Annotated in this window: 23 protein-coding genes and 1 other annotated feature; all 23 genes read left to right on the top strand. The window is 57.5% G+C overall.

Annotated elements, in window-relative coordinates:
- Window positions 1-201 precede the first annotated feature (201 nt).
- Window positions 202-2,130 (top strand): threonine--tRNA ligase, encoded by a 1,929-nt coding sequence (thrS, locus tag ACSJLU_RS10655; RefSeq protein WP_025159696.1) that lies wholly within the window; start codon window positions 202-204, stop codon window positions 2,128-2,130.
- 3 nt (window positions 2,131-2,133) lie between these two features.
- Window positions 2,134-2,685, top strand: coding sequence for a translation initiation factor IF-3 (gene infC, locus ACSJLU_RS10660; RefSeq protein WP_048233542.1), 552 nt, complete (start codon window positions 2,134-2,136; stop codon window positions 2,683-2,685).
- Window positions 2,686-2,783: 98 nt separating this feature from the next.
- Window positions 2,784-2,981 carry a 50S ribosomal protein L35 gene (gene rpmI, locus ACSJLU_RS10665; RefSeq protein WP_004931418.1) on the top strand — a complete coding sequence of 66 codons (198 nt, stop codon included), beginning with the start codon at window positions 2,784-2,786 and terminating at the stop codon, window positions 2,979-2,981.
- A 43-nt stretch (window positions 2,982-3,024) separates the two neighbouring features.
- Window positions 3,025-3,381 (top strand): 50S ribosomal protein L20, encoded by a 357-nt coding sequence (gene rplT / locus ACSJLU_RS10670; RefSeq protein ID WP_004931417.1) that lies wholly within the window; start codon window positions 3,025-3,027, stop codon window positions 3,379-3,381.
- 113 nt (window positions 3,382-3,494) lie between these two features.
- Window positions 3,495-3,617: a sequence feature (Phe leader region), on the top strand.
- Complete coding sequence (gene pheM / locus ACSJLU_RS10675; RefSeq protein ID WP_121626058.1) at window positions 3,499-3,543, top strand: pheST operon leader peptide PheM; 45 nt, start codon at window positions 3,499-3,501, stop codon at window positions 3,541-3,543. (Overlaps the previous feature by 45 nt.)
- A gap of 187 nt (window positions 3,618-3,804) precedes the next feature.
- Entirely contained in the window at window positions 3,805-4,788 is a 984-nt protein-coding gene (gene pheS, locus ACSJLU_RS10680) for a phenylalanine--tRNA ligase subunit alpha (RefSeq protein ID WP_043143373.1), read from the top strand.
- A gap of 14 nt (window positions 4,789-4,802) precedes the next feature.
- Complete coding sequence (gene pheT / locus ACSJLU_RS10685) at window positions 4,803-7,190, top strand: phenylalanine--tRNA ligase subunit beta (RefSeq protein ID WP_049205172.1); 2,388 nt, start codon at window positions 4,803-4,805, stop codon at window positions 7,188-7,190.
- 4 nt (window positions 7,191-7,194) lie between these two features.
- Entirely contained in the window at window positions 7,195-7,491 is a 297-nt protein-coding gene (ihfA, locus tag ACSJLU_RS10690; protein WP_004931414.1) for an integration host factor subunit alpha, read from the top strand.
- A 552-nt stretch (window positions 7,492-8,043) separates the two neighbouring features.
- The gene (locus tag ACSJLU_RS10695; protein ID WP_167324267.1) at window positions 8,044-8,460 is read left to right on the top strand and encodes a DUF2502 domain-containing protein; all 417 of its coding nucleotides are present in this window, start codon (window positions 8,044-8,046) and stop codon (window positions 8,458-8,460) included.
- 179 nt (window positions 8,461-8,639) lie between these two features.
- On the top strand, window positions 8,640-9,647 hold the full coding sequence (gene btuC / locus ACSJLU_RS10700) for a vitamin B12 ABC transporter permease BtuC (RefSeq protein WP_025302620.1): 1,008 nt from the start codon (window positions 8,640-8,642) through the stop codon (window positions 9,645-9,647).
- A gap of 45 nt (window positions 9,648-9,692) precedes the next feature.
- Window positions 9,693-10,244 (top strand): glutathione peroxidase, encoded by a 552-nt coding sequence (locus ACSJLU_RS10705; protein ID WP_025302621.1) that lies wholly within the window; start codon window positions 9,693-9,695, stop codon window positions 10,242-10,244.
- Between the two features lie 5 nt (window positions 10,245-10,249).
- Entirely contained in the window at window positions 10,250-11,005 is a 756-nt protein-coding gene (btuD, locus tag ACSJLU_RS10710; protein WP_167324268.1) for a vitamin B12 ABC transporter ATP-binding protein BtuD, read from the top strand.
- A 397-nt stretch (window positions 11,006-11,402) separates the two neighbouring features.
- Window positions 11,403-12,557 carry a UDP-4-amino-4-deoxy-L-arabinose aminotransferase gene (gene arnB / locus ACSJLU_RS10715; protein ID WP_025302623.1) on the top strand — a complete coding sequence of 385 codons (1,155 nt, stop codon included), beginning with the start codon at window positions 11,403-11,405 and terminating at the stop codon, window positions 12,555-12,557.
- On the top strand, window positions 12,544-13,524 hold the full coding sequence (arnC, locus tag ACSJLU_RS10720) for an undecaprenyl-phosphate 4-deoxy-4-formamido-L-arabinose transferase (RefSeq protein WP_025302624.1): 981 nt from the start codon (window positions 12,544-12,546) through the stop codon (window positions 13,522-13,524). Before arnB ends, arnC begins: the two co-directional genes overlap by 14 nt.
- Window positions 13,524-15,506: a bifunctional UDP-4-amino-4-deoxy-L-arabinose formyltransferase/UDP-glucuronic acid oxidase ArnA gene (gene arnA, locus ACSJLU_RS10725; RefSeq protein ID WP_049210229.1), complete on the top strand. Its 1,983-nt coding sequence runs from the start codon at window positions 13,524-13,526 to the stop codon at window positions 15,504-15,506. The genes arnC and arnA overlap by 1 nt, the downstream gene beginning before the upstream one ends.
- Window positions 15,503-16,408, top strand: a complete 906-nt coding sequence (gene arnD / locus ACSJLU_RS10730) for a 4-deoxy-4-formamido-L-arabinose-phosphoundecaprenol deformylase (RefSeq protein ID WP_025302626.1) — start codon at window positions 15,503-15,505, stop codon at window positions 16,406-16,408. The genes arnA and arnD overlap by 4 nt, the downstream gene beginning before the upstream one ends.
- Window positions 16,405-18,069, top strand: a complete 1,665-nt coding sequence (arnT, locus tag ACSJLU_RS10735) for a lipid IV(A) 4-amino-4-deoxy-L-arabinosyltransferase (protein ID WP_127146148.1) — start codon at window positions 16,405-16,407, stop codon at window positions 18,067-18,069. The genes arnD and arnT overlap by 4 nt, the downstream gene beginning before the upstream one ends.
- Entirely contained in the window at window positions 18,066-18,410 is a 345-nt protein-coding gene (arnE, locus tag ACSJLU_RS10740; protein ID WP_060432951.1) for a 4-amino-4-deoxy-L-arabinose-phosphoundecaprenol flippase subunit ArnE, read from the top strand. Before arnT ends, arnE begins: the two co-directional genes overlap by 4 nt.
- Entirely contained in the window at window positions 18,407-18,799 is a 393-nt protein-coding gene (arnF, locus tag ACSJLU_RS10745) for a 4-amino-4-deoxy-L-arabinose-phosphoundecaprenol flippase subunit ArnF (protein WP_127146147.1), read from the top strand. Before arnE ends, arnF begins: the two co-directional genes overlap by 4 nt.
- A gap of 176 nt (window positions 18,800-18,975) precedes the next feature.
- Window positions 18,976-19,440: an NlpC/P60 family protein gene (locus ACSJLU_RS10750; RefSeq protein ID WP_016927954.1), complete on the top strand. Its 465-nt coding sequence runs from the start codon at window positions 18,976-18,978 to the stop codon at window positions 19,438-19,440.
- A 59-nt stretch (window positions 19,441-19,499) separates the two neighbouring features.
- Window positions 19,500-20,513 (top strand): lipoate--protein ligase A, encoded by a 1,014-nt coding sequence (locus ACSJLU_RS10755; protein WP_167324269.1) that lies wholly within the window; start codon window positions 19,500-19,502, stop codon window positions 20,511-20,513.
- Window positions 20,514-21,025: 512 nt separating this feature from the next.
- A complete protein-coding gene (locus ACSJLU_RS10760) occupies window positions 21,026-21,757 on the top strand; it encodes an EAL domain-containing protein (protein ID WP_025302631.1) in 732 nt (243 codons plus the stop codon).
- Window positions 21,758-22,014: 257 nt separating this feature from the next.
- On the top strand, window positions 22,015-23,457 hold the full coding sequence (locus ACSJLU_RS10765) for a protein adenylyltransferase SelO (RefSeq protein ID WP_380827426.1): 1,443 nt from the start codon (window positions 22,015-22,017) through the stop codon (window positions 23,455-23,457).
- Window positions 23,458-23,481 lie beyond the last annotated feature (24 nt).

Below are 23,481 nucleotides of genomic sequence, written 5' to 3' on the forward strand. Positions count from 1 at the left end.
TTATCCGGAACAATTTTAGTGATACTATTCGCTTAGCCGAATGCGGCTGAGAAGGTATGCGTTCCATTCTGTATACCCAGTGAGGTTTCAATCTGGCAATTGTGGGCGAGATCTGAAACCTGGCTGACCAAACCCAAAATCCAATTTTCGTACTGCATGTGATCTGTCGTGTGGGTCACCACTGTAGATAAGGAATTATTAATGCCTGTTATTACCCTTCCTGACGGAAGTCAGCGTCATTTCGACCACCCCGTTTCCCCGATGGATGTCGCGCGCGATATCGGCCCTGGCCTGGCGAAAGCCTGTATCGCCGGCCGCGTCAACGGCGAGCTGGTTGACGCCGGCGATCTGATCGAATCGGATGCGCAGCTGGCCATCATCACCATCAAAGATGAAGACGGTCTGGAAATCATGCGCCACTCCTGCGCGCACCTGCTGGGTCATGCGATCAAGCAGCTGTGGCCGGATACCAAAATGGCGATCGGTCCGGTGATCGACAACGGTTTTTATTATGACGTGGACATCGACCGCACCCTGACGCAGGAAGACCTGGATCTGCTGGAAAAGCGGATGCACGAGTTGGCCGATAAGGATTACGACGTCATCAAGAAGAAGGTCAGCTGGCAAGAAGCCCGTGACACCTTCGCTGAGCGCGGCGAAATCTATAAAGTGGCGATCCTGGATGAGAACATCAGCCATGACGATCGTCCGGGCCTGTATCACCACGAAGAATACGTCGACATGTGCCGCGGCCCGCACGTGCCGAACATGCGTTTCTGCCACCATTTCAAACTGCAGAAAACCTCCGGCGCTTACTGGCGCGGCGACAGCAAAAACAAAATGCTGCAGCGTATCTACGGTACCGCCTGGGCAGACAAGAAGCAGCTGAACGCCTACCTGCAGCGTCTGGAAGAAGCGGCCAAGCGCGATCACCGCAAGATCGGCAAACAGCTCGACCTGTATCACATGCAGGAAGAAGCGCCGGGTATGGTGTTCTGGCACAACGACGGTTGGACTATCTTCCGCGAGCTGGAAGCCTTCGTGCGCATGAAGCTCAAAGAGTATCAGTACCAGGAAGTGAAAGGTCCGTTCATGATGGACCGCGTGCTGTGGGAAAAAACCGGCCACTGGGAAAACTACAAAGACGCCATGTTCACCACCGCGTCGGAAAACCGCGAATACTGCATCAAGCCGATGAACTGCCCGGGTCACGTGCAGATCTTCAACCAGGGCCTGAAGTCGTACCGTGATTTGCCGCTGCGCATGGGTGAATTCGGCAGCTGCCACCGCAACGAGCCTTCGGGTTCCCTGCACGGCCTGATGCGCGTGCGCGGCTTCACGCAGGATGACGCCCACATCTTCTGTACCGAAGAGCAGGTGCGCGCCGAAGTGAACGAATGTATCCGCATGGTGTATGACGTGTACGGCACTTTCGGCTTCGACAAGATTGCCGTCAAGCTGTCCACGCGTCCGGAAAAACGCATCGGCACCGACGACATGTGGACCCGTGCGGAAGAAGACCTGGCCGCCGCGCTGACCGAGAACGGCATTCCGTTTGAATATCAGCCGGGTGAGGGCGCCTTCTACGGACCGAAAATTGAATTTACCCTGCATGATTGTTTGGATCGCGCATGGCAATGTGGTACCGTGCAGCTCGATTTCTTCTTGCCGGGCCGTTTGGGCGCATCGTACGTTGGCGAAAACAACGATCGCGTCGTGCCGGTAATGATTCACCGCGCCATTTTGGGCTCCATGGAACGCTTCATCGGTATCCTTACCGAAGAATATGCCGGGTTCTACCCGACCTGGATCGCTCCGGTGCAGGTGGTGGTGATGAATATCACCGATAGCCAGTCTGATTACGTCCAGCAATTGACCAAAAAACTGCAGGATGCAGGTATTCGCGTGAAAGCGGACTTGAGAAATGAGAAGATTGGCTTTAAAATTCGCGAACATACTTTACGTCGAGTCCCTTACATGTTGGTGTGCGGTGACAAAGAGGTCGAAGCAGGCAAAGTTGCCGTTCGTACCCGCCGTGGCAAAGACTTGGGAAGCCTGGACGTAAACGAAGTCGTAGACAAGCTGCTGAAAGAGATTCGCAGCCGTAGTCTTCATCAACTGGAGGAATAAAGTATTAAAGGCGGAAAACGAGTTCAACCGGCGCGTCCTAATCGCATTAACAGAGAAATTCGCGCGCAAGAAGTTCGCCTAACCGGCGTCGATGGCGAGCAGATTGGTATTGTCAGTCTGAATGAAGCTCTTGAAAAAGCTGAGGAAGCGGGCGTTGATTTAGTAGAAATCAGCCCAAATGCCGAACCGCCAGTTTGCCGAATCATGGATTACGGCAAATTCCTCTACGAGAAGAGCAAGTCGACGAAAGAACAGAAGAAGAAGCAAAAAGTTATCCAGGTTAAGGAAATCAAATTCCGTCCTGGCACCGATGATGGCGACTATCAGGTCAAACTACGCAACCTGATTCGCTTTCTGGAAGATGGCGATAAAGCCAAAATCACCCTGCGTTTCCGTGGGCGTGAGATGGCGCACCAGCAGATCGGTATGGAAGTGCTTAACCGCGTCCGTAAAGACCTGTGTGAAGATATGGATCTGGCAGTGGTCGAATCCTTCCCTACGAAGATCGAAGGCCGCCAGATGATTATGGTGCTCGCTCCTAAGAAGAAACAGTAAGGCTTACAAGTAATGGAACCCGCGCGGCGCTTGCGCTGTGTGGGTTTTATTCGCCCAACTGATTCGTTGTTTAACAATGCGAAGTGGATTTAATTAAAATGCCAAAGATTAAAACTGTACGTGGTGCAGCCAAGCGCTTCAAAAAAACCGGCAGCGGTGGTTTTAAGCGTAAACATGCCAACCTGCGTCATATTCTGACCAAAAAAGCAACCAAGCGTAAACGTCACCTGCGTCCGAAAGGCATGGTGTCTAAAAACGATCTGGTCCTGGTTACCGCGTGCCTGCCGTACGCATAAGCCATTTTTTTTGAATTTAGAATAAGACTTTAGGAGAGAGCATATGGCTCGCGTAAAACGTGGTGTAATTGCACGCGCACGTCACAAGAAAATTATGAAGCAGGCGAAAGGTTACTACGGTGCCCGTTCGCGCGTATATCGTGTTGCCTTCCAGGCAGTAATCAAAGCAGGCCAGTATGCTTACCGTGACCGTCGTCAACGTAAGCGTCAGTTCCGTCAGCTGTGGATTGCACGTATCAACGCAGCTGCTCGTCAGAACGGTCTGTCTTACAGCAAGTTCATCAACGGCTTGAAAAAAGCGTCGATCGAAATTGACCGTAAGATCCTGGCTGACATCGCAGTCTTCGACAAAGTGGCCTTCGGCGCACTGGTTGAGAAAGCGAAAGCAGCTCTGGCGTAAGTCAGTAGAAGAGGGAGCTTGCTCCCTCTTTTAATCTTTGTTTTCAGCGACAAATATTGACTTTCATTGCCCGCCGCTATATCACTGGTGGTCAATCATCGACAAGGTACCGCAATCATGCACGCAGCTATTTTTCGTTTCTTTTTTTACTTTAGCGCCTGATTTCAGGAGGCTTTGCGCGTAAGAAAAGAAACGAAAAGTAGCGCCTAAGCCTCCCTCGTGGAGGCTTTTTTGTTTTTGGCCATCGGCTCGCCTTGCAAAGCGTTGCGGTGAGAACGGCGGGTACTCAGCCGGCCCTGTGCCGCGCAGGTGAGCCATCCGGCCGACAACGCATTGAAAAGTCTTTGAAGATTGCTCAAAGGCGTGTTCGAATAATAGATAACAATTACTTAGGGCCATCCCGGCCAGAGGAAGAGGAAAGCAATGCCACATCTCGCAGAGCTGGTTGCCAGTGCCAAGGCAGCCGTAGAAGATGCCCAGGATGTTGCCGCGTTAGATTTGGTACGCGTCGAATATTTTGGCAAGAAAGGTCATTTCACCTTGCAGATGCAGTCTCTGCGCGACGTACCGGCGGAAGACCGCCCGGCGGCCGGCGCGGTGATCAACCAGGCCAAGCAAGAGGTGCAAGACGCCCTGAACGCGCGCAAGAACGCGCTGGAAAGCGCCGCGCTGAACGCGCGCCTGGCGGCTGAAACCATCGACGTCTCCCTGCCGGGCCGTCGTATGGAAAACGGCGGCCTGCACCCGGTGACCCGCACCATCGACCGTATCGAAACCTTCTTCGGCGAGCTGGGCTTCTCCGTCGCTACCGGCCCGGAGATTGAAGACGATTACCATAACTTCGACGCGCTGAATATTCCAGGGCATCACCCGGCGCGCGCCGACCACGATACCTTCTGGTTCGACGCCACGCGCCTGCTGCGCACTCAGACCTCCGGCGTGCAGATCCGCACCATGAAGAACCAGCAGCCGCCGATCCGCATCATTGCGCCGGGCCGCGTTTATCGTAATGACTACGATCAGACCCACACCCCGATGTTCCACCAGATGGAAGGGCTGATCGTCGATAAAGACATCAGCTTCACCAACCTGAAGGGCACGCTGCACGATTTCCTGAATAACTTCTTTGAAGAAGACCTGCAGGTTCGTTTCCGTCCGTCCTACTTCCCGTTCACCGAACCGTCCGCTGAAGTGGACGTGATGGGCAAGAACGGCAAATGGCTGGAAGTGCTGGGCTGCGGCATGGTGCATCCGAACGTGCTGCGCAACGTGGGCATCGATCCGGAAGTTTACTCCGGCTTCGCCTTCGGTATGGGCATGGAGCGCCTGACGATGCTGCGTTACGGCGTCACCGACCTGCGCGCATTCTTCGAAAACGATCTGCGTTTCCTCAAACAGTTTAAGTAAGGCGGGAATATCACATGAAATTCAGTGAACTCTGGTTGCGCGAGTGGGTAAACCCGGCCATCAGCAGCGAAGCATTATCCGATCAAATCACCATGGCCGGTCTGGAAGTGGACGGCGTGGACCCGGTTGCCGGCGCGTTTAACGGCGTTGTGGTGGGCGAAGTGGTCGAGTGCGGCCAACACCCGAACGCCGACAAACTGCGCGTCACCAAGGTTAACGTAGGCGGCGATCGCTTGCTCGACATCGTCTGCGGCGCGCCGAACTGCCGCACCGGCCTGAAAGTGGCGGTCGCCACCGTGGGCGCGGTGCTGCCGGGCGACTTCAAAATCAAGGCCGCCAAGCTGCGCGGCGAGCCTTCGGAAGGCATGCTGTGCTCATTCTCCGAGCTGGGCATTTCCGACGATCATGACGGCATCATTGAGCTGCCGCTGGATGCGCCGATCGGCACCGACATCCGCGACTATCTGAAACTGAACGACAACACCATCGAGATCAGCGTCACGCCGAACCGCGCCGACTGCCTGGGCATCATCGGCGTTGCGCGTGACGTGGGCGTACTGAACCAGGTTGCGCTGACCGAGCCGGATATGAGCCCGGTGGCTGCCACTATCGACGCCACGCTGCCGATCCGCGTTGACGCGCCGCAGGCGTGCCCGCGTTATCTGGGCCGCGTAGTGAAAGGCATCGACGTCAAGGCGCCAAGCCCGCTGTGGATGCGTGAAAAACTGCGTCGTTGCGGTATCCGTTCTATCGATGCCGTCGTCGACGTCACCAACTATGTGCTGTTGGAACTTGGCCAGCCGATGCACGCCTTCGATCTGAGCCGCATCGACGGCGGCATCGTGGTGCGCATGGCGGAAGAAGGGGAAACCTTGACGCTGCTGGACGGTAACGAAGCCAAACTGAACGCCGACACCTTAGTGATCGCCGATCATCAAAAAGCGTTGGCGATGGGCGGCATCTTCGGCGGCGAGCATTCCGGCGTCAACGGGGAAACCCAGGACGTGCTGCTGGAGTGCGCTTTCTTCAGCCCGCTGTCGATCACCGGCCGTGCACGCCGTCACGGCCTGCACACCGATGCTTCTCATCGCTATGAGCGCGGCGTCGATCCGGCGCTGCAGTACAAAGCGATGGAGCGCGCCACGCGCCTGCTGCTCGACATCTGCGGCGGCCAGGCCGGTCCGATTATTGACGTGACCGATGAAAACGAATTGCCAAAGCGCGCCACCATCACGCTGCGCCGCGAGAAGTTGGATCGCCTGATCGGCCACGTGGTGCCGAGCGAGCAGGTCAGCGACATTCTGCGCCGCCTGGGTTGTCAGGTGACCGAGCAGGGCGACAGCTGGCAAGCGATCGCGCCGAGCTGGCGTTTCGATATGGAGATCGAAGAGGATCTGGTGGAAGAAGTGGCGCGTGTTTACGGCTACGACAACATCCCGGATGTGCCGGTGCGTGCCGATCTGGTGATGACCCAGCATCGCGAAGCCGATCTGACGCTCAAGCGCGTGAAGACCATGCTGGTCGATCACGGTTATCAGGAAGCGATCACCTATAGCTTCGTCGATCCGAAAGTGCAGGCGTTGCTGCATCCGAATGAAGAAGCGCTGATCCTGCCGAGCCCGATTTCGGTCGAAATGTCGGCCATGCGCCTGTCGCTGTGGACCGGCCTGCTGTCCGCGGTAGTGTACAACCAGAACCGCCAGCAGACGCGTCTGCGCCTGTTCGAAAGCGGCCTGCGCTTTGTGCCTGATAGTGCGGCAAATCTGGGTATCCGTCAGGACGTCATGCTGGCAGGCGTGATCGCCGGCCATACGCACGATGAACATTGGGATCTGGCGCGCAAGCCCGTCGACTTCTATGATTTAAAAGGGGATCTGGAGTCTGTCCTCGAGCTGACCGGTAAATTATCCGAAATTCAGTTCCGGGCGGAAGCCAATCCGGCCCTGCATCCAGGGCAAAGTGCGGCGATTTATTTGCACGGCGAACGCGTTGGTTTCATCGGTGTGGTTCACCCGGAACTTGAACGTAAACTGGATCTTAACGGCCGCACCGTGGTGTTTGAACTGGAGTGGAACAAGCTTGCGAGCCGCGCCGTGCCTCAGGCGCGGGAGATTTCGCGCTTCCCGGCAAACCGCCGTGATATCGCTGTTGTGGTGGCTGAAAACGTCCCCGCAGAAGATATTTTGGCCGAGTGTAAGAAAGTTGGCGCAAATCAGGTAGTTGGCGTAAACTTGTTTGACGTGTACCGTGGCAAGGGCGTGGCAGAAGGTGACAAGAGCCTGGCTATCAGTCTGGTATTGCAGGATACCGCTCGTACACTGGAAGAAGAGGAGATAGCCGCTACCGTTGCAAAATGCGTAGAGGCTCTAAAACAGCGATTCCAAGCATCCTTGAGGGATTGAACCTATGGCGCTTACTAAAGCTGAAATGTCAGAACACCTGTTTGAGAAGCTTGGGCTTAGCAAACGGGACGCCAAAGACCTGGTGGAACTGTTCTTTGAAGAGGTCCGTCGGGCCCTTGAGAATGGCGAACAGGTAAAACTGTCGGGTTTTGGCAACTTTGATCTGCGTGACAAGAACCAACGTCCGGGGCGTAACCCGAAGACCGGCGAAGACATTCCGATTACGGCGCGCCGCGTGGTGACCTTCCGTCCGGGGCAGAAGCTGAAAAGCCGGGTAGAAAACGCCAGCCCGAAAGGGTGAGTGACGTGACATCAAAAAAGGCCGCTTGCGCGGCCTTTTTCTTTTCTGGGACAAAATTCAGTTTATTCCTAATTCTCAAGGCGACTATTAAATTTGTTCGTTAAGTCGGTATGGGGGATTAATTTAACCTCAGTTGCGGAATATTCTTATATCTTATTATTGTTGATGAGTGAATCTATTTTCTCTCCTCAGTAACGGCCGTAATAATGGCCAGGGCCATCGCCGCGGTGGCCGCCGCCCCAGTGAGGGCCCCAGCAGCAGGCGCTGAGGCTTGAGGCCAAGGCTACAACGGCTAACAACCTACCTATACGTTTAATCATTTTATTATCCTCCGATGGGAATCCGGTTAATTATAATTGTCGCGTCGCTTAAGCGATGTCAGCAATTCATTAAGCCTTGTCAGTGGCTATGATAATTAAAGGCGGCGGCAAACAGTGTAGGGATTGTGTAAGGCCGTCGAAAACGATCTGAAAATAGGCATCGATGAGATAGTCGTTAAATAAATGCGCTGATATAACCACTGCAGCAAGAAAAATAGAGTGAGAAGGTAAAATGAAAAAAATCCTGTTGCTGGTGTGTATCCCGCTGTCGCTGCCGCTGGCGGCGCAGGCCGATGTGTCCGTCGATATCAACGTGCCGGGCGTTTCTCTGCACCTGGGGGATCAGGACCGCCGCGGCTACTACTGGGATGGCTACGACTGGCGCCCACCGCAGTGGTGGCATGCACACCAGGGCCGAGGTCTGGGGGAGCGCAATGCGCGCGGTCTGTACTGGGACGGCGGACGCTGGCAACCTTCGCCGCCGCGTGGCTATGAACATCGCCAGCCGGCACGCAGCGGCAATCCGTTCCACGGCGATCGCGATAATCGCGACCACGACCGCCGTCATGACGATCGTGGTGACCATGACCGCCGTGATGACGGCCGCGGTCAGCCTTATCCACCGGGCAACGCCGGCCCGCATCGTTAATCCCTGAGTTTATCGGCGGCTGGTTTTGCCATCATCGTTGCGATGACGGGCAGGGCCAGCCGCTGCTTTCCTGCGCCATCGCCTACGCAAGGCTTCCCCTTGCGGCGTTAACCCCCTAATATTCGACTCAGACGTCAATTATCCGGCCACGACAGCGGCCGGCAGGGAATCGCCGCGCCATGCCAACCAGCCGTACCTTCACCTTACTGTTGCAACATCAACGTTACTGCGATAAACGCCAGGTCAGTCTGTTGGCGCTGGGCGTGGCGGTGGCTTTACTGTTCAGCCTTTGCGCCGGCGACCAATGGATATGGCCGTCAGAATGGTTCAGCGAACGGGCGCAACTGTTCGTTTGGCAACTGCGCTTGCCGCGCGCGCTGGCGGTGATGCTGGTCGGCGCTGCCCTGGCGGTGGCGGGCGCGGTGATGCAGGCGCTGTTTGAAAACCCGCTGGCGGAGCCCGGTCTGCTGGGCGTCGCTAACGGCGCCGGTGTCGCGCTGGTGCTGACGGTGTTGTTGGGGCACGGTTTGTTGCCGGTGGCGCTGATGAGCGCCGCCGCGATAGTCGGTGCGCTGGCGATGACTTTCTTGCTGTTGGGCTTTGCTCGCCGGCGACGCTTGACCAATGCGCGGTTGTTGCTGGTCGGCGTGGCGCTGGGCATCGTGTGTAGCGCGCTGATGACCTGGGCCGTTTATTTCAGTACCAGTCTCGATCTGCGGCAGCTGATGTACTGGATGATGGGCGGCTTCGGCGGCGTAGACTGGCGCCAAAAGTGGCTGGTGCTGGCGCTGCTGCCGGTGTTGCTGTGGCTGTGTGGCCAGGGGCGGGTGCTCAATCTGATGGCGCTGGGCGAGGTGCAGGCGCGACAGCTCGGGCTGTCGCTGCATCTGTGGCGCAATCTGCTGGTGCTGGCGATCGGCTGGCTGGTCGGTGTCAGCGTGGCGCTGGCCGGGGTGATCGGCTTCGTCGGCCTGGTGATCCCGCATATTTTGCGGCTCACGGGCCTGACTGACCAACGCTATCTGTTGCCGGCCTGCGCGCTGGCGGGGGCCGGCGTGTTGTTGGTGGCCGATGTGGTGGCCCGCGTTGCGCTGCTGGCGGCCGAGCTGCCGATCGGCGTGGTGACCGCCACGCTGGGGGCGCCGCTATTTATCTGGTTACTGACCCGGACAAAGGGCGTAAGGTAGTTTTCTTTATTCACCTGCCATTAAAAAACCAAAGGATGACAACCGATGAGTAAGCCAATCTACAATCTGCCGTTACAGACTATCGAGAATCAGGCCACCACGCTGGGGAGCTATCAGGACAAGGTGCTGCTGGTGGTCAACGTAGCCTCGGAGTGCGGCCTGACCAAGCAGTACGAAGGGCTGGAAGCGCTGTACGAAACCTATCGCGATCGGGGGCTGGAAGTTCTGGGGTTCCCGTCCAATGAATTTCTGGGTCAGGAGCCGGGCAGCAACGAAGAGATCCTGGCGTTTTGCCGCGGAACCTTCGGCGTGCAATTCCCGATGTTCGCCAAGATTGAGGTGAACGGCGAAGGCCGTCATCCGCTGTATCAGGCGTTGATTGCCGCCCAGCCGGAAGCTGTCGCCCCGGAAGGCAGCGAGTTCCTGGCGCGGATGACCAGCAAAGGGCGTGCGCCGAAGCACACCGGCGATATTCTGTGGAACTTCGAGAAATTCCTTATCGCACGCGACGGCACGGTGATCCAGCGCTTCTCGCCTGACACCACGCCAGAGGATCCGGCGCTGGTGGCGGCGGTGAAACAAGCGCTGGCGGGATAATACGGATGCTGCAACTCGTTGAGGTTGGGGTGGCGGGGCGCCTGGCGCCTTTTACGGCACAGATTGACGGCGGATTGCAGGTTCACCTGATCGGCCCAAATGGCGCAGGGAAGAGCACCTTGCTGGCCCGGGCGGCGGGCATGCTGCCGGGGCAGGGCGAAGTCTGCCTGGACGGACGCGCGCTGTCCTGTTATTCGGGCGACGAGCTGGCGCACCGACGCGGTTATCTCAGCCAGCAACAGCCGCCGGTGTCGCTCATGCCGGTGTTTCAGTATTTGGCGTTGCACCGGCCTGCCGGCGCGGTGCAAACCGAGGTGGAGCAAGCCATTCTCTATCTGTGCCAGCGGCTGAAGCTGGTGGATAAGCTGTCACGCATGCTGACGCAGCTCTCCGGTGGCGAATGGCAACGGGTGCGACTGGCGGCGGTATTGCTGCAGGTGTGGCCCAGCGTCAATCCGCACAGCCGGCTGTTGTTGCTGGATGAGCCGACCAACAGTCTGGACGTGGCGCAGAAAGTCGCGTTGGATCGCCTGCTGCGTGAGTTCTGCCAAAGCGGGCGCAGCGCGCTGGTGTGCGCGCACGATTTGAATCATACCTTACAGCAGGCCGATCGGGTTTGGTTGTTGCACGCTGGGCAGTTGGTCGCGCAGGGCATCACCCGTGAGGTGATGGCGCCCGGGCTGTTGTCGCAGATCTATGAAGTGGATTTCCATCTGCAATGGGTGGGGGACCAGCGTTGGATCATGACCCGTACGGCTTAACTCGCCCCGGCGGCATAAATGTAAACGAAAACTAAACGCAGTGAATATAAATAGCCGGGTAATCATCGGTTAATATTGGGCTGCCTCTCACTTTCTTATCGATTTTCTTGAAAAACGTCGATGACGTGCTACGCTTGATTCGGCAAAAATAAAATACGTAAATAATTATTAATAAATATAAGAAATTGATTTTCATAATAATTTTAAATAGATGATGGCGACACCCACCAATCAGTTGACCCACTGATGACAAGTCTCGTCTTAAGGTTTAGTTAAGCTTGCGGCCTTACATTGGCAGTTAATCCACGGAAACGATTCTTCTCTGGCGTTTAATATCCGTTAAACGAAAGGGATTTACAGTGTCATCAAAAGCAGTTCGATACGTTTGGGGTTAACTATGGATCAATTTTTGCCTTTCTCTCGTCCGGCCATCGGCGATGAAGAAATCGCCGCGGTAGAGAAAGTGTTGCGTTCCGGTTGGATCACCACCGGGCCGCAAAACCAGCAGCTGGAAAGCGACTTCTGTTCCACCTTCGGCTGTAAACATGCGATCGCCGTCAGTTCCGCCACGGCGGGCATGCACATCACGTTGATGGCGCTTGGCGTCGGCCCTGGCGACGAAGTCATCACCCCTTCGCAAACCTGGGTCTCCACCCTCAACATGATCGAGCTGCTGGGCGCCACGCCGGTGATGATCGATGTTGACCGCGATACGTTGATGGTCAGCGCCGCCGACGTCGAGGCTGCCATCACCCCGAATACCAAAGCGATTGTTCCGGTGCATTACGCCGGTGCCCCCCTGCAGATGGATGCGCTGCGCGCCGTGGCCGAACGCCATGGTCTGCCGCTGATCGAAGACGCCGCCCACGCGGTCGGCACGCGCTACAACGGCGAATGGGTCGGCGCGCGCGGCACGGCGATTTTCTCTTTCCATGCGATCAAAAACGTGACCTGCGCCGAAGGCGGCCTGATCGCCACCGACGACGATGCGCTGGCGGATCGTCTGCGTTGCCTGAAGTTCCACGGTCTGGCCGTCGATGCCTTCGATCGCCAGCAGCTTGGCCGCAAACCGCAGGCCGAAGTGGTGGAACCGGGGTACAAATACAATCTGTCCGACATTCACGCGGCGATCGCCGTGGTGCAACTTTCGCGCTTCGCCGAGCTGAACGCGCGTCGCAAGGCGCTGGCGCAGCGCTACCTGAGCGCGCTGGAAGGCTCGCCGTTCCAACCGTTGGGCGTGCCGGATTATCCGCATGACCACGCCTGGCACCTGTTTATGGTGCGCGTCGATCCCGAGCGCTGCGGCCTCGATCGCGACCAACTGATGGAGCGCCTGAAAGAGGTTGGCATCGGCACCGGGCTGCATTTCCGTGCCGCGCACACCCAGAAATTCTACCGTGAGCGCTATCCGCAGCTTTCTTTGCCGAATACCGAGTGGAACTCGGCGCGGCTGTGCACCTTACCGCTATTCCCTGATATGACCGACGCCGACGTGGATCGCGTGGTCAATGCCTTGTCTTCTGTTGTGGAGTCTTTACGTGTCTCGCGTTGAACCGATTAAAAAAGTGTCGATAGTCATCCCGGTATACAACGAGCAGGAAAGCCTGCCGGCGTTGCTGGAACGCACTACTGCCGCCTGTAAGCAGTTATCTCAACCCTATGAAATCATCCTCGTCGACGATGGCAGCAGCGACAATTCCGCCGACATGCTGACTGCGGCGGCGGAAAAGCCGGACAGCAACGTGGTCGCTGTCTTGCTGAACCGCAACTATGGCCAGCACTCGGCCATTATGGCCGGTTTCAATCAGGTGACCGGCGATTTGGTGATTACGCTGGACGCCGATCTGCAGAACCCGCCGGAGGAGATCCCTCGTCTGGTCAGCGTGGCGGAAGAGGGCTATGACGTGGTGGGCACCGTGCGCGCCAACCGTCAAGACTCCTGGTTCCGCAAAAGCGCCTCGCGCGTGATCAATATGATGATTCAACGCGCCACCGGCAAGTCGATGGGGGACTATGGCTGCATGCTGCGTGCCTACCGTCGTCATATCGTTGAGGCGATGCTGCACTGCCACGAGCGCAGCACCTTTATCCCGATTCTGGCGAACACCTTCGCCCGTCGCACGACCGAGATCGACGTGCGTCACGCCGAGCGCGAGTTTGGCGATTCCAAGTACAGCCTGATGAAGCTGATCAACCTGATGTACGACCTGATCACCTGCCTGACCACTACGCCGCTGCGTTTGCTCAGCGTGGTCGGCAGCATCGTGGCGCTGTCCGGGTTTGTGCTGGCGCTGGTGCTGATTGCGCTGCGTCTGCTGCTCGGCCCTGAATGGGCCGCCGGCGGCGTGTTCACCCTCTTCGCCGTGCTGTTCACCTTTATCGGCGCCCAGTTTGTTGGCATGGGGCTACTGGGTGAATACATCGGCCGCATCTATACCGACGTGCGTGCGCGTCCTCGCTATTTTGTTCAGAAAGTGGTCGGTGCACAGCAGGACCACAATACTCAGGAAGAAGAATGATGAAAGCTATTGTATTTGCTTACCACGATATTGGCTGCGCAGGTCTGAAAGCGCTGACTGAGGCGGGTTATGACGTGCAGGCCGTATTCACGCACACCGACGACCCTGGTGAGAACAATTTCTTCTCCTCCGTGGCCCGTTTGGGCGCCGAATTGGATCTGCCAGTCTATGCGCCGGAAGACGTAAATCACCCGCTATGGGTTGACCGCATCCGCGCACTGCAGCCGGACGTGATCTTCTCGTTCTACTACCGCCACATGCTGAGCGACGAGATCTTGTCGCTGGCGCCGCAGGGCGGTTTCAACCTGCACGGTTCGTTGCTGCCGCACTACCGTGGCCGCGCCCCGGTGAACTGGGCGCTGGTGAATGGCGAAACCGAAACCGGCGCCACGCTGCACAAGATGGTGAAACGCCCGGATGCCGGCGACATCGTCGGTCAGCAGAAAGTGACCATCGCAGACAACGACACCGCGCTGACGCTGCACAAAAAAGTGCTGGAAGCCGCGCAGGTCGTGTTGCAAGAGCAGCTGCCGAAGCTGAAGAACGGCACCGCCACCTTCACCAAGCAGGATGAGTCTCAGGCCAGCTACTTCGGCCGCCGCACCGCAGCGGACGGCGAGATCCTGTGGCACAAGTCCGCCAAAGAGATCAACAACCTGGTACGCGCCGTCACCGAACCGTACCCGGGCGCATTCAGCTACCTCGGCCAGCGCAAGCTGATCGTCTGGCGCTCCCGCGTGCTGGATACCCAACATGATAAACAACCGGGCACCGTGCTGAGCACCTCGCCGCTGGTCATCGCCTGTGGCGAAGGCGCGCTGGAGATCGTCGCCGGCCAGAACGACAGCGGTCTGTACGTGCAGGGCAGCCGCCTGGCGCAAGAAATGGGCATCGTCACCGACGTGCGCCTGGCCGCCAAGCCGAATGCCGTAATGAAACGCCGTACTCGCGTGCTGATCCTCGGGGTTAACGGCTTCATCGGTAACCACCTGACCGAACGCCTGCTGCGTGACGATCGCTACGACATCTACGGCCTGGATATCGGCTCTGACGCCATCAGCCGCTTCCTCGACAACCCTCGCTTCCACTTCGTGGAAGGCGACATCAGCATCCACTCCGAGTGGATCGAGTATCACATCAAGAAATGCGACGTGGTGCTGCCGCTGGTGGCGATTGCGACGCCGATCGAATACACCCGTAACCCGCTGCGCGTGTTCGAGCTGGACTTCGAAGAGAACCTGAAGATCGTTCGCGACTGCGTGAAATACAACAAACGCATCATCTTCCCGTCCACCTCCGAAGTGTACGGCATGTGCGACGACAAAGAGTTCGATGAAGACCATTCGCGTCTGATCGTCGGGCCAATCAATAAACAACGCTGGATCTACTCGGTCTCCAAACAGCTGCTGGATCGGGTGATCTGGGCTTACGGCGCCAAAGAAGGCCTGAAGTTCACGCTGTTCCGTCCGTTCAACTGGATGGGGCCGCGTCTGGATAACCTGGACGCCGCGCGCATCGGGTCTTCCCGCGCCATCACCCAGCTGATCCTCAACCTGGTGGAAGGTTCGCCGATCAAACTGATGGACGGCGGCGCACAGAAACGTTGCTTCACCGACATCAACGACGGCATCGAAGCGCTGTTCCGCATCATTGAGAACCGTGATGGCCTGTGCGACGGCCAGATCGTCAACATCGGCAACCCGACCAACGAAGCGAGCATCCGCGAGCTGGCGGAAATGCTGCTGGAAAGCTTCAACAACCACCCGCTGCGCGACCGCTTCCCGCCGTTTGCCGGCTTCAAGGACGTGGAGAGCAGCAGCTACTACGGTAAAGGTTACCAGGACGTCGAGCACCGCACGCCGAGCATCAAGAACGCTCACCGCCTGCTGGGCTGGCAGCCAACCATCGAGATGAAGCAAACCGTCGCCGATACGCTGGACTACTTCTTGCGCACTACCGTTCAGGAAGGGAACGGTGCATGAAGAAAGTCGGTCTGCGGGTTGATGTAGATACCTTCAGCGGCACCCGTGAAGGGGTGCCGCAGTTGCTGGACCTGTTCGACAAGTACGACATTCAGGCCAGCTTCTTCTTCAGCGTGGGACCGGACAACATGGGGCGCCATCTTTGGCGCCTTTTGCGTCCGAAATTTCTGTGGAAAATGCTGCGTTCGAACGCCGCCTCGCTGTATGGGCTGGATATTCTGCTGGCCGGTACCGCCTGGCCGGGGCGCAACATTTCACGCGCGCTGGGGCCGCTGATGAAGCGCACCGCCGAAGCCGGCCATGAAGTCGGGCTGCACGCCTGGGATCACCAAGGGTGGCAGGCCAAGGTTGGCAAGTGGAGCGAAGCGCAGCTGACCGAACAGGTGCAGCGGGGCGTCGACGCCCTGAGCGCCTGCACCGGCCAGCCGGTGAAATGCTCCGCCGTGGCGGGCTGGCGTGCCGATACGCGCGTGCTGGAGGTCAAGCAGCGCTTCGGCTTTCATTACAACAGCGATTGCCGCGGCACCCATCCGTTCCGTCCGGTGCTGAGCGACGGGCGCCACGGCACGGTGCAGATCCCGGTGACGTTGCCGACCTTCGACGAAGTGATCGGCAGCGAAGTCAGCATGGCCGACTTCAACGACTACATTCTGCGCGCCATCGAGAACGATCGCGGCGTGCCGGTGTACACCATTCACACCGAAGTGGAAGGCATGTCGCAAGCGGCGATGTTCGAACAGTTATTGCAACGCGCACGGCAGCAGGGTATCGAATTCTGTCCGCTTAGCGCGCTGTTACCACAAGATTTGGCGTCACTGCCGTTGGGCCGCATCAAGCGTGCTCCTTTCCCCGGCCGCGAAGGTTGGCTGGGCTGTCAAACCGATGTGAAGGACGTTACATGAAGGCGCTAAAAGGATCCTGGGCCATTCTGCTGGCCGTTTTTTTTGCTCTGGTTTACCTGATCCCGCTTAACGGCCGCCTGCTGTGGCAGCCGGATGAGACGCGTTATGCCGAGATCAGTCGTGAAATGCTGCAGCGCGGCGATTGGGTGGTGCCGCACCTGCTGGGGCTGCGTTATTTCGAAAAGCCGGTAGCGGGTTACTGGTTCAATAACATCAGCCAGTGGCTGTTTGGCGAAAACAACTTTGCGGTGCGTTTCGGCTCGGTGTTCAGCACCGGCATGACCGCGCTGCTGGTGTTCGCGCTGGCGATGCTGATGTGGCGCAATGCGCGCCGCGCCAGCCTGGCGGCGCTGATGTTCCTGTCGATGGTGCTGGTGTTCAGCATCGGCACCTACAGCGTGCTGGATCCGATGATCTCGCTGTGGCTGGCGGCGGCGATGGTCAGTTATTACCTGACGCTGAAGGCCTCCTCGGTCAAGGGAAAACTGGGCGCTTACGCACTGCTGGGCTTGGCCTGCGGCATGGGCTTTATGACCAAGGGCTTCCTGGCACTGGCGGTGCCGGTGATCGCGGTGATCCCGATCGTTATCCAGCAACGCCGCATCAAGGATCTGCTGTGCTATGGCCCGGTGGCGATCGTGACCGCGACGCTGCTCAGCCTGCCGTGGGCGCTGGCGATCGCGCAACGCGAACCCGACTTCTGGAATTATTTCTTCTGGGTCGAGCATATTCAGCGTTTCGCCGAAGATAATGCTCAACACAAGGCGCCGTTCTGGTATTACCTGCCGGTTCTGCTGGCGGCGGTGCTGCCTTGGCTGGCGCTGCTGCCCGGCGCGCTGCTCAAAGGTTGGCGCGAGCGCGTGCAGCGCCCGGAGCTGTTCTTCCTGCTGAGTTGGGCGATGATGCCGTTGATCTTCTTCAGCATCGCCAAAGGCAAGCTGCCGACCTACATTCTGCCGTGCATGGCGCCGCTGGCGCTGCTGATGACCGCCTATGCGGAAGACTATACCGCCACGCTGCGCGCCAAGCTGTTCAAGGCCAATGCCTGGTTGAACGGCCTGTTCGGGCTGATTGGCATCGTGGCGCTGGTGGTGTTGAGCTCCGGTCTGCTGCCGAAAGCGCATCTGTTTACTCCCCAAGAGTGGCCGAAAGTGGTGCTCGGCCTGATCGCCTTCGGTGGTTGGCTGCTGTTCGCACTGGTTTCCGCACGCGATAACGGCCGCCAATGGCGCTGGGCGGCGGCTTGCCCGGTGCTGCTGTGCCTGGTGATCGGTTACGCCATTCCGCAACAGGTGACCGATTCCAAACTGCCGCAAAACTTCGCCCGCGCCACGATGGCCGAGCTGGGCGACAGTCGTTACGTGCTAAGCGACAGCGTTGGGCTGGCGGCCGGCCTGGCCTGGGAGCTGAAGCGCAGCGACGTGCTGATGTACAGCCAGAAAGGCGAGGTGGCCTATGGTCTGGAGTATCCGGACGCCAAAGGCCACCTGATCAGCGATGCCGATTTCCCGCAGTGGCTGGCGCAGGCGCGTAAGCAGGGGAACGTATCGTTGGTGCTGCAACTGTCACGTGGCGAAGCGCTGCCGCAGGAACTGCCTGCCGCAGACAAGGTGGATCGCATGAACCGCCTGGTGCTGATGTGGTATAAACAGCAACCATGATCGGTTTTCTGTTGGTGATAGTGGTCAGTCTGCTCACCTGTGGTGGGCAGCTGTGCCAGAAACAGGCGGCGCACTGTTGGGAACGGGCGGGCGAGGCGCGGCTGAAACAGACGCTGCGCTGGCTGGCGCTGGCGGTGCTGCTGCTGGGGCTGGGCATGGCGGTGTGGCTCAATGTGCTGCAGCGTCTGCCGCTCAGCCTGGCTTACCCGATGCTCAGCCTTAACTTCGTGATGGTGACGCTGGCGGCGCGCTGGCTGTTTCATGAGCCGACGAGCGCTCGCCACTGGTGCGGCGTGGCGTCGATTATGCTGGGGATCCTGCTGATGAGCGTGCATTCATGAAGGGCTATGCCTGGGGCGCCGCCAGCGTACTGCTGGTGACGCTGGCGCAGTTGCTGATGAAGTGGGGCATGGTGCAGATCCCGCTGATGTCGTTCGCCGATGTCTCGTTGGCGTTGATCGGCAATTACTGGGTACCGCTGCTGGCGGTGGGCGGCGGCATCTTCGGCTATGCGCTGTCGATGCTGTGTTGGTTTTTCGCGCTGCGCCATCTGCCGTTAAATCGTGCTTATCCTCTGTTGAGCGTTAGCTACGCGCTGGTCTACCTGGCGGCGGTGATCCTGCCGTGGTTTAACGAGTCCGCTACACTGCTGAAAACGTTGGGCACGCTGTTTATTCTGTTCGGCGTCGGGCTGATTAACAGCAAATCCGAGACAAAATCGCCGGAATAGGGGCTAAACCGGCGATCCTGCTATTATCTCCCTCATGGCGCTTGCCTTTTTCCCCGTGCGGGAGATAAATTAACGCCAAATAGCGCTCTCCTTACGTGGTGCCGGCTTTGCCTCGCAGGCGGTGTGGTGGTGTACCGGATGGCATAATGCGGCAACGTGTTCAATGAAGGGATATTATGCGGATGCGTGTGTGGTTTTTATTAGCCAGTTTGATCCTCGCCGGTTGCAGCAGCCATGCGCCGCCGCCCAGCGGCCGCCTGGCGGATTCTATCGTGGTGGTGGCCCAACTCAATGAACAACTGCGCCAGTGGTACGGTACGCCATACCGTTACGGCGGCCTGGATCGCGGCGGCGTAGATTGCTCCGGCTTTGTTTACCGCACGTTCCGCGATCGCTTCGACATGCAACTGCCGCGTTCGACCGAAGAACAGACCTCACTGGGTACCAAGGTCTCACGCGATGAGTTGATGCCGGGCGATCTGGTGTTTTTCAAAACCGGCGGCGGTGAGAACGGCCTGCATGTCGGCATTTACGATACCAATGACCAGTTTATCCACGCTTCGACCAGCCGCGGGGTGATCCGCTCCTCGCTCGATAACGTCTATTGGAAGCGTGTGTACTGGCAGGCGCGACGCATTTAACCTTAACCCGTTGATTTGGTGTATCATGGCGGCATCTCGTGTTTTGAACGGTGCCTGCCATGAACAGCCTGCGTTTACTGATCTCCGACTCCTACGATCCCTGGTTCAACCTGGCAGTGGAAGAGTGCATCTTCCGCGAAATGACCACGCAAAAAATTCTCTTCCTGTGGCGCAATGCCGAAACGGTGGTGATTGGTCAGTCGCAGAACCCCTGGAAAGAGTGCAATACCCGGCGCATGGAGCAGGATGGCATTCGGCTGGCGCGGCGCAGCAGCGGCGGCGGGGCGGTATTTCACGACCTGGGCAATACCTGCTTCACCTTTATGGCCGGCAAGCCGGGCTACGACAAGAGCGTCTCGACCGACATCATTCTGCAAGCGCTGCGGGAGCTGGGCGTGGCGGCCAGCGCGTCGGGGCGTAACGATCTGGTGATGGAAACCGCCGACGGGCCGCGCAAAATATCCGGCTCGGCCTATCGAGAAACGCAGGATCGCGGTTTCCATCACGGTACGCTGCTGCTGAATGCCGATCTGGAACGGTTGGCGGACTATCTCAATCCGGATCCCAAAAAGCTGCAGGCCAAGGGAATTACCTCGGTGCGTTCGCGCGTCGCCAATCTGGCGGAGTTTTTGCCGGGCATCAGCCATGCGCAGGTATGCGACGCCATCGTACAGGCCTTCTTCGCCCACTATGGCGAGACGGTCGAGCCGGAGATTATTTCGCCGGACGTGTTCCCCGATCTGCCCGATTTTGCCGCGCAGTTCACCAAACAGAGCAGTTGGGAATGGAATTTTGGCAAGGCGCCGGCGTTCAGCCACTTGCTTAACGAGCGTTTCGTCTGGGGCGGCGTAGACTTGTTCTTCGATGTGGAGAAGGGGGCGATTGTTCGCGCGCAGGTGTTCACCGATAGCCTGAATCCCGCTCCGCTGCAGCGGTTGGCGGACATGCTGGTGGGCTGCGCGTACCGCAGTGAGCCCGTCGCCGCCTGCTGTGACCGACTGATGGCGGAGTATCCTCAACAGGCGGCCGAATTAGCCGAGTTGCGGCAATGGCTGAGCGAAACGATCCGTTAGCCGGAGTGGGAATGGTGAAGGGGATGAGCGTGCTCATCCCTTTTTTTATCGCTGAAATCGGCGTTTAGCAGGGGCGTAGCGCAGATTTTCTGAAAATCAAGATGGGCACTTTTTTACATTTTCAATGCCGAGAATAACGGGCGGAATTGATGCGTTATTAAATTTAATCAGTCGTCGTTAACGGTAGGAAAAATCCGCGTTAAGGAGGAAAGATTATTTTACTTTATTTAAGATTTTTCTTAAATAAAACAAGGGAGATAAGTCAAATTTATCCGCCAATCCATTCAACTTAAGCCAAATACCTTTTCACATAACGCGTTTGGCGATCGCTATGGCATAAGTCAGGCTGCTTTTCTTTGCGCCTTTCACGATTGTCGTATAGCTTTAATCTATCAATTAAATGATATTTCATGGGTATTTACATTGATATTTCCGATTAATCCCAGAGGGATTGATCGATAAAATATATTGATATACGATGATACGCTAGCCATTCATCCTGTGGCATTAAAATGAACATCCAACTCGAAGCTGACTTTATTAGTAGCTATGTTTTGCAACCTGTTTACTCAATGGAGGGCGGGCTGTTGGCGGTTGAAATGTTGAGCCGTTTCAACAGTCTCGACGGTGATTTAGCCATGCCGGCCGAAATTGGGATTAATTTATTGACGTCTGAACAAAGGATTGAGTTATTTAATGAGCAATTGAAACTTGCGGAGCAGCATTCGGCTTGGTTTACCGGTAACAACGTGCAGTTGACCATCAATATCGAAGAAACCATCGTCGAACTTATTCTTTCTGATTCGGCGTTATGTCAACGGATCGGGCAATATCCTTTTATTGCATTTGAAATCAGTGAGAGTTTTCCGAATCTTTCGGCCGGGAAGAACAACCCGAGCGTGCGGCGATTAAGCGAAATGTTTTCGCTGTGGCTCGATGATTTCGGTTCCGGTAAAGCCACGTTGACCGCGCTGTACGATGGTTTGTTTGACTATGTAAAGATAGACAAGCGTTTTTACTGGCAGCTGTTTACCCATCAGGGATATGACGTGGTCATCGACTCGTTGTTAAAGAATATCAACCTGTTATGTAAAGGCGTAATCGTCGGAGGAATAGAGAAAAAAGAGTACTTTAATAAACTCAGATACGCCGGTGTTTTAGGCCTGCAAGGTTTTTTATGGCCCAGCGTTGGTGTGGATAATCTGCAAGCTTTGCTGGCGAGGCCCAGCGAGTTCAATAATTAAGAAGTGATATAAAAAACTACACACAATGAGGTAAATAATGCACGGGGTGAGGTTACTGTGATCCCGTCGCCGTTATTCGCCATCGCTTTATGCTGATAACTGCGTTTGTCAGCCGACGTTAAAGCGCGTTTCCTCAGCTGAGGGGCAACGCCAAACTCCCCGCATCCGCCCTGGTGACAGGCGGATGCGTTCTCCCTGCATTCCTTCGGTGTTAATCCGCCCGTTCAGGCTCTACACTACGCTGAAACGGAGGGCCTATGCCGCAGTTCGATAACGCTTACTACCAACAGTTACCCGGTTTCTACACCGCCCTGAACCCGACACCGCTCAAGGATGCACGCCTGCTGTACCACAGCGAGCCGCTGGCACGCGAGCTGGGGCTGGATGAAAGCTGGTTTACCCAGGATAAAACCCCCATTTGGGCGGGAGAATCGCTGCTGCCCGGCATGCAGCCGCTGGCACAGGTGTACAGCGGCCACCAGTTCGGCGTGTGGGCCGGGCAACTGGGTGATGGCCGCGGCATTTTGCTGGGCGAACAGGTCATGGCGGATGGCAGCCACCGCGATTGGCACTTGAAGGGGGCCGGGCTAACGCCATATTCACGCATGGGGGATGGCCGCGCGGTGCTGCGTTCGGTTATCCGCGAGTTTCTTGCCTCTGAGGCGCTGCACCATCTGGGGATCCCCACCACCCGAGCGTTGACTATCGTCACCAGCCAGCAACCGGTATATCGCGAGCAGCCAGAACGCGGCGCCATGCTGATGCGGGTGGCGGAAAGCCATGTGCGCTTCGGCCACTTCGAACACTTTTATTACCGTAAACAGCCGGAGCAAGTGCGGCAGCTGGCGGATTTCGTCATCGCCCGTCACTGGCCACAGTTGCAGGATCTGGCTGAGCGTTACCTGCTGTGGTTTACCGACGTGGTCGAACGCACGGCGCGTTTGATCGCCCATTGGCAAACCGTCGGTTTCGCCCACGGCGTGATGAACACCGACAATATGTCGATTCTCGGTATCACCATCGATTACGGCCCTTATGGCTTCCTGGACGACTACCAGCCCGGCTATATCTGCAACCTCTCCGATCACCAGGGGCGTTACGCCTTCGACAATCAGCCGGCGGTGGCGCTGTGGAACCTGCATCGCCTGGCACAAACCCTGTCTGGGTTGATGACCACCGAACAGCTGCAGCAGGCGCTGTCGGCGTATGAGCCGGCGCTGATGCGCGCCTACGGTGAACAGATGCGCGCCAAACTCGGCTTCTTCACGCCGACGGCGCAGGATAATGACGTGCTCACCGGTCTGTTGAGCCTGATGGCGCAGGAAGGGCGGGACTATACCCGCACGTTCCGCTTGTTGAGCGAGACCGAACAGCAGCAGGCGCAGTCGCCGCTGCGCGACGAGTTTATCGACCGTGCGGCGTTCGACGCCTGGTATCAGCAGTATCGTCAGCGCTTGCAACAGGAACAGATCAGCGATGCGGAACGGCAACGGGCGATGAAGGCGGTGAACCCGCGCCTGATCCTGCGCAACTATCTGGCGCAGCAGGCGATTGAGGATGCGGAGAAAGACGACGTGGGCCGTTTGCGGCGGTTGCATCAGGCTCTGCTGAGGCCGTTCGACGATGCGCCGGAGTATGACGATCTTGCTGCGCTGCCGCCGGATTGGGGCAAACATCTGGAGATTTCCTGCTCCAGTTGAGATGAAAAAGGGCGCCTCATGGCG

It is taken from the genome of Serratia bockelmannii (assembly GCF_051803255.1).
Lineage (GTDB): Bacteria > Pseudomonadota > Gammaproteobacteria > Enterobacterales > Enterobacteriaceae > Serratia > Serratia bockelmannii.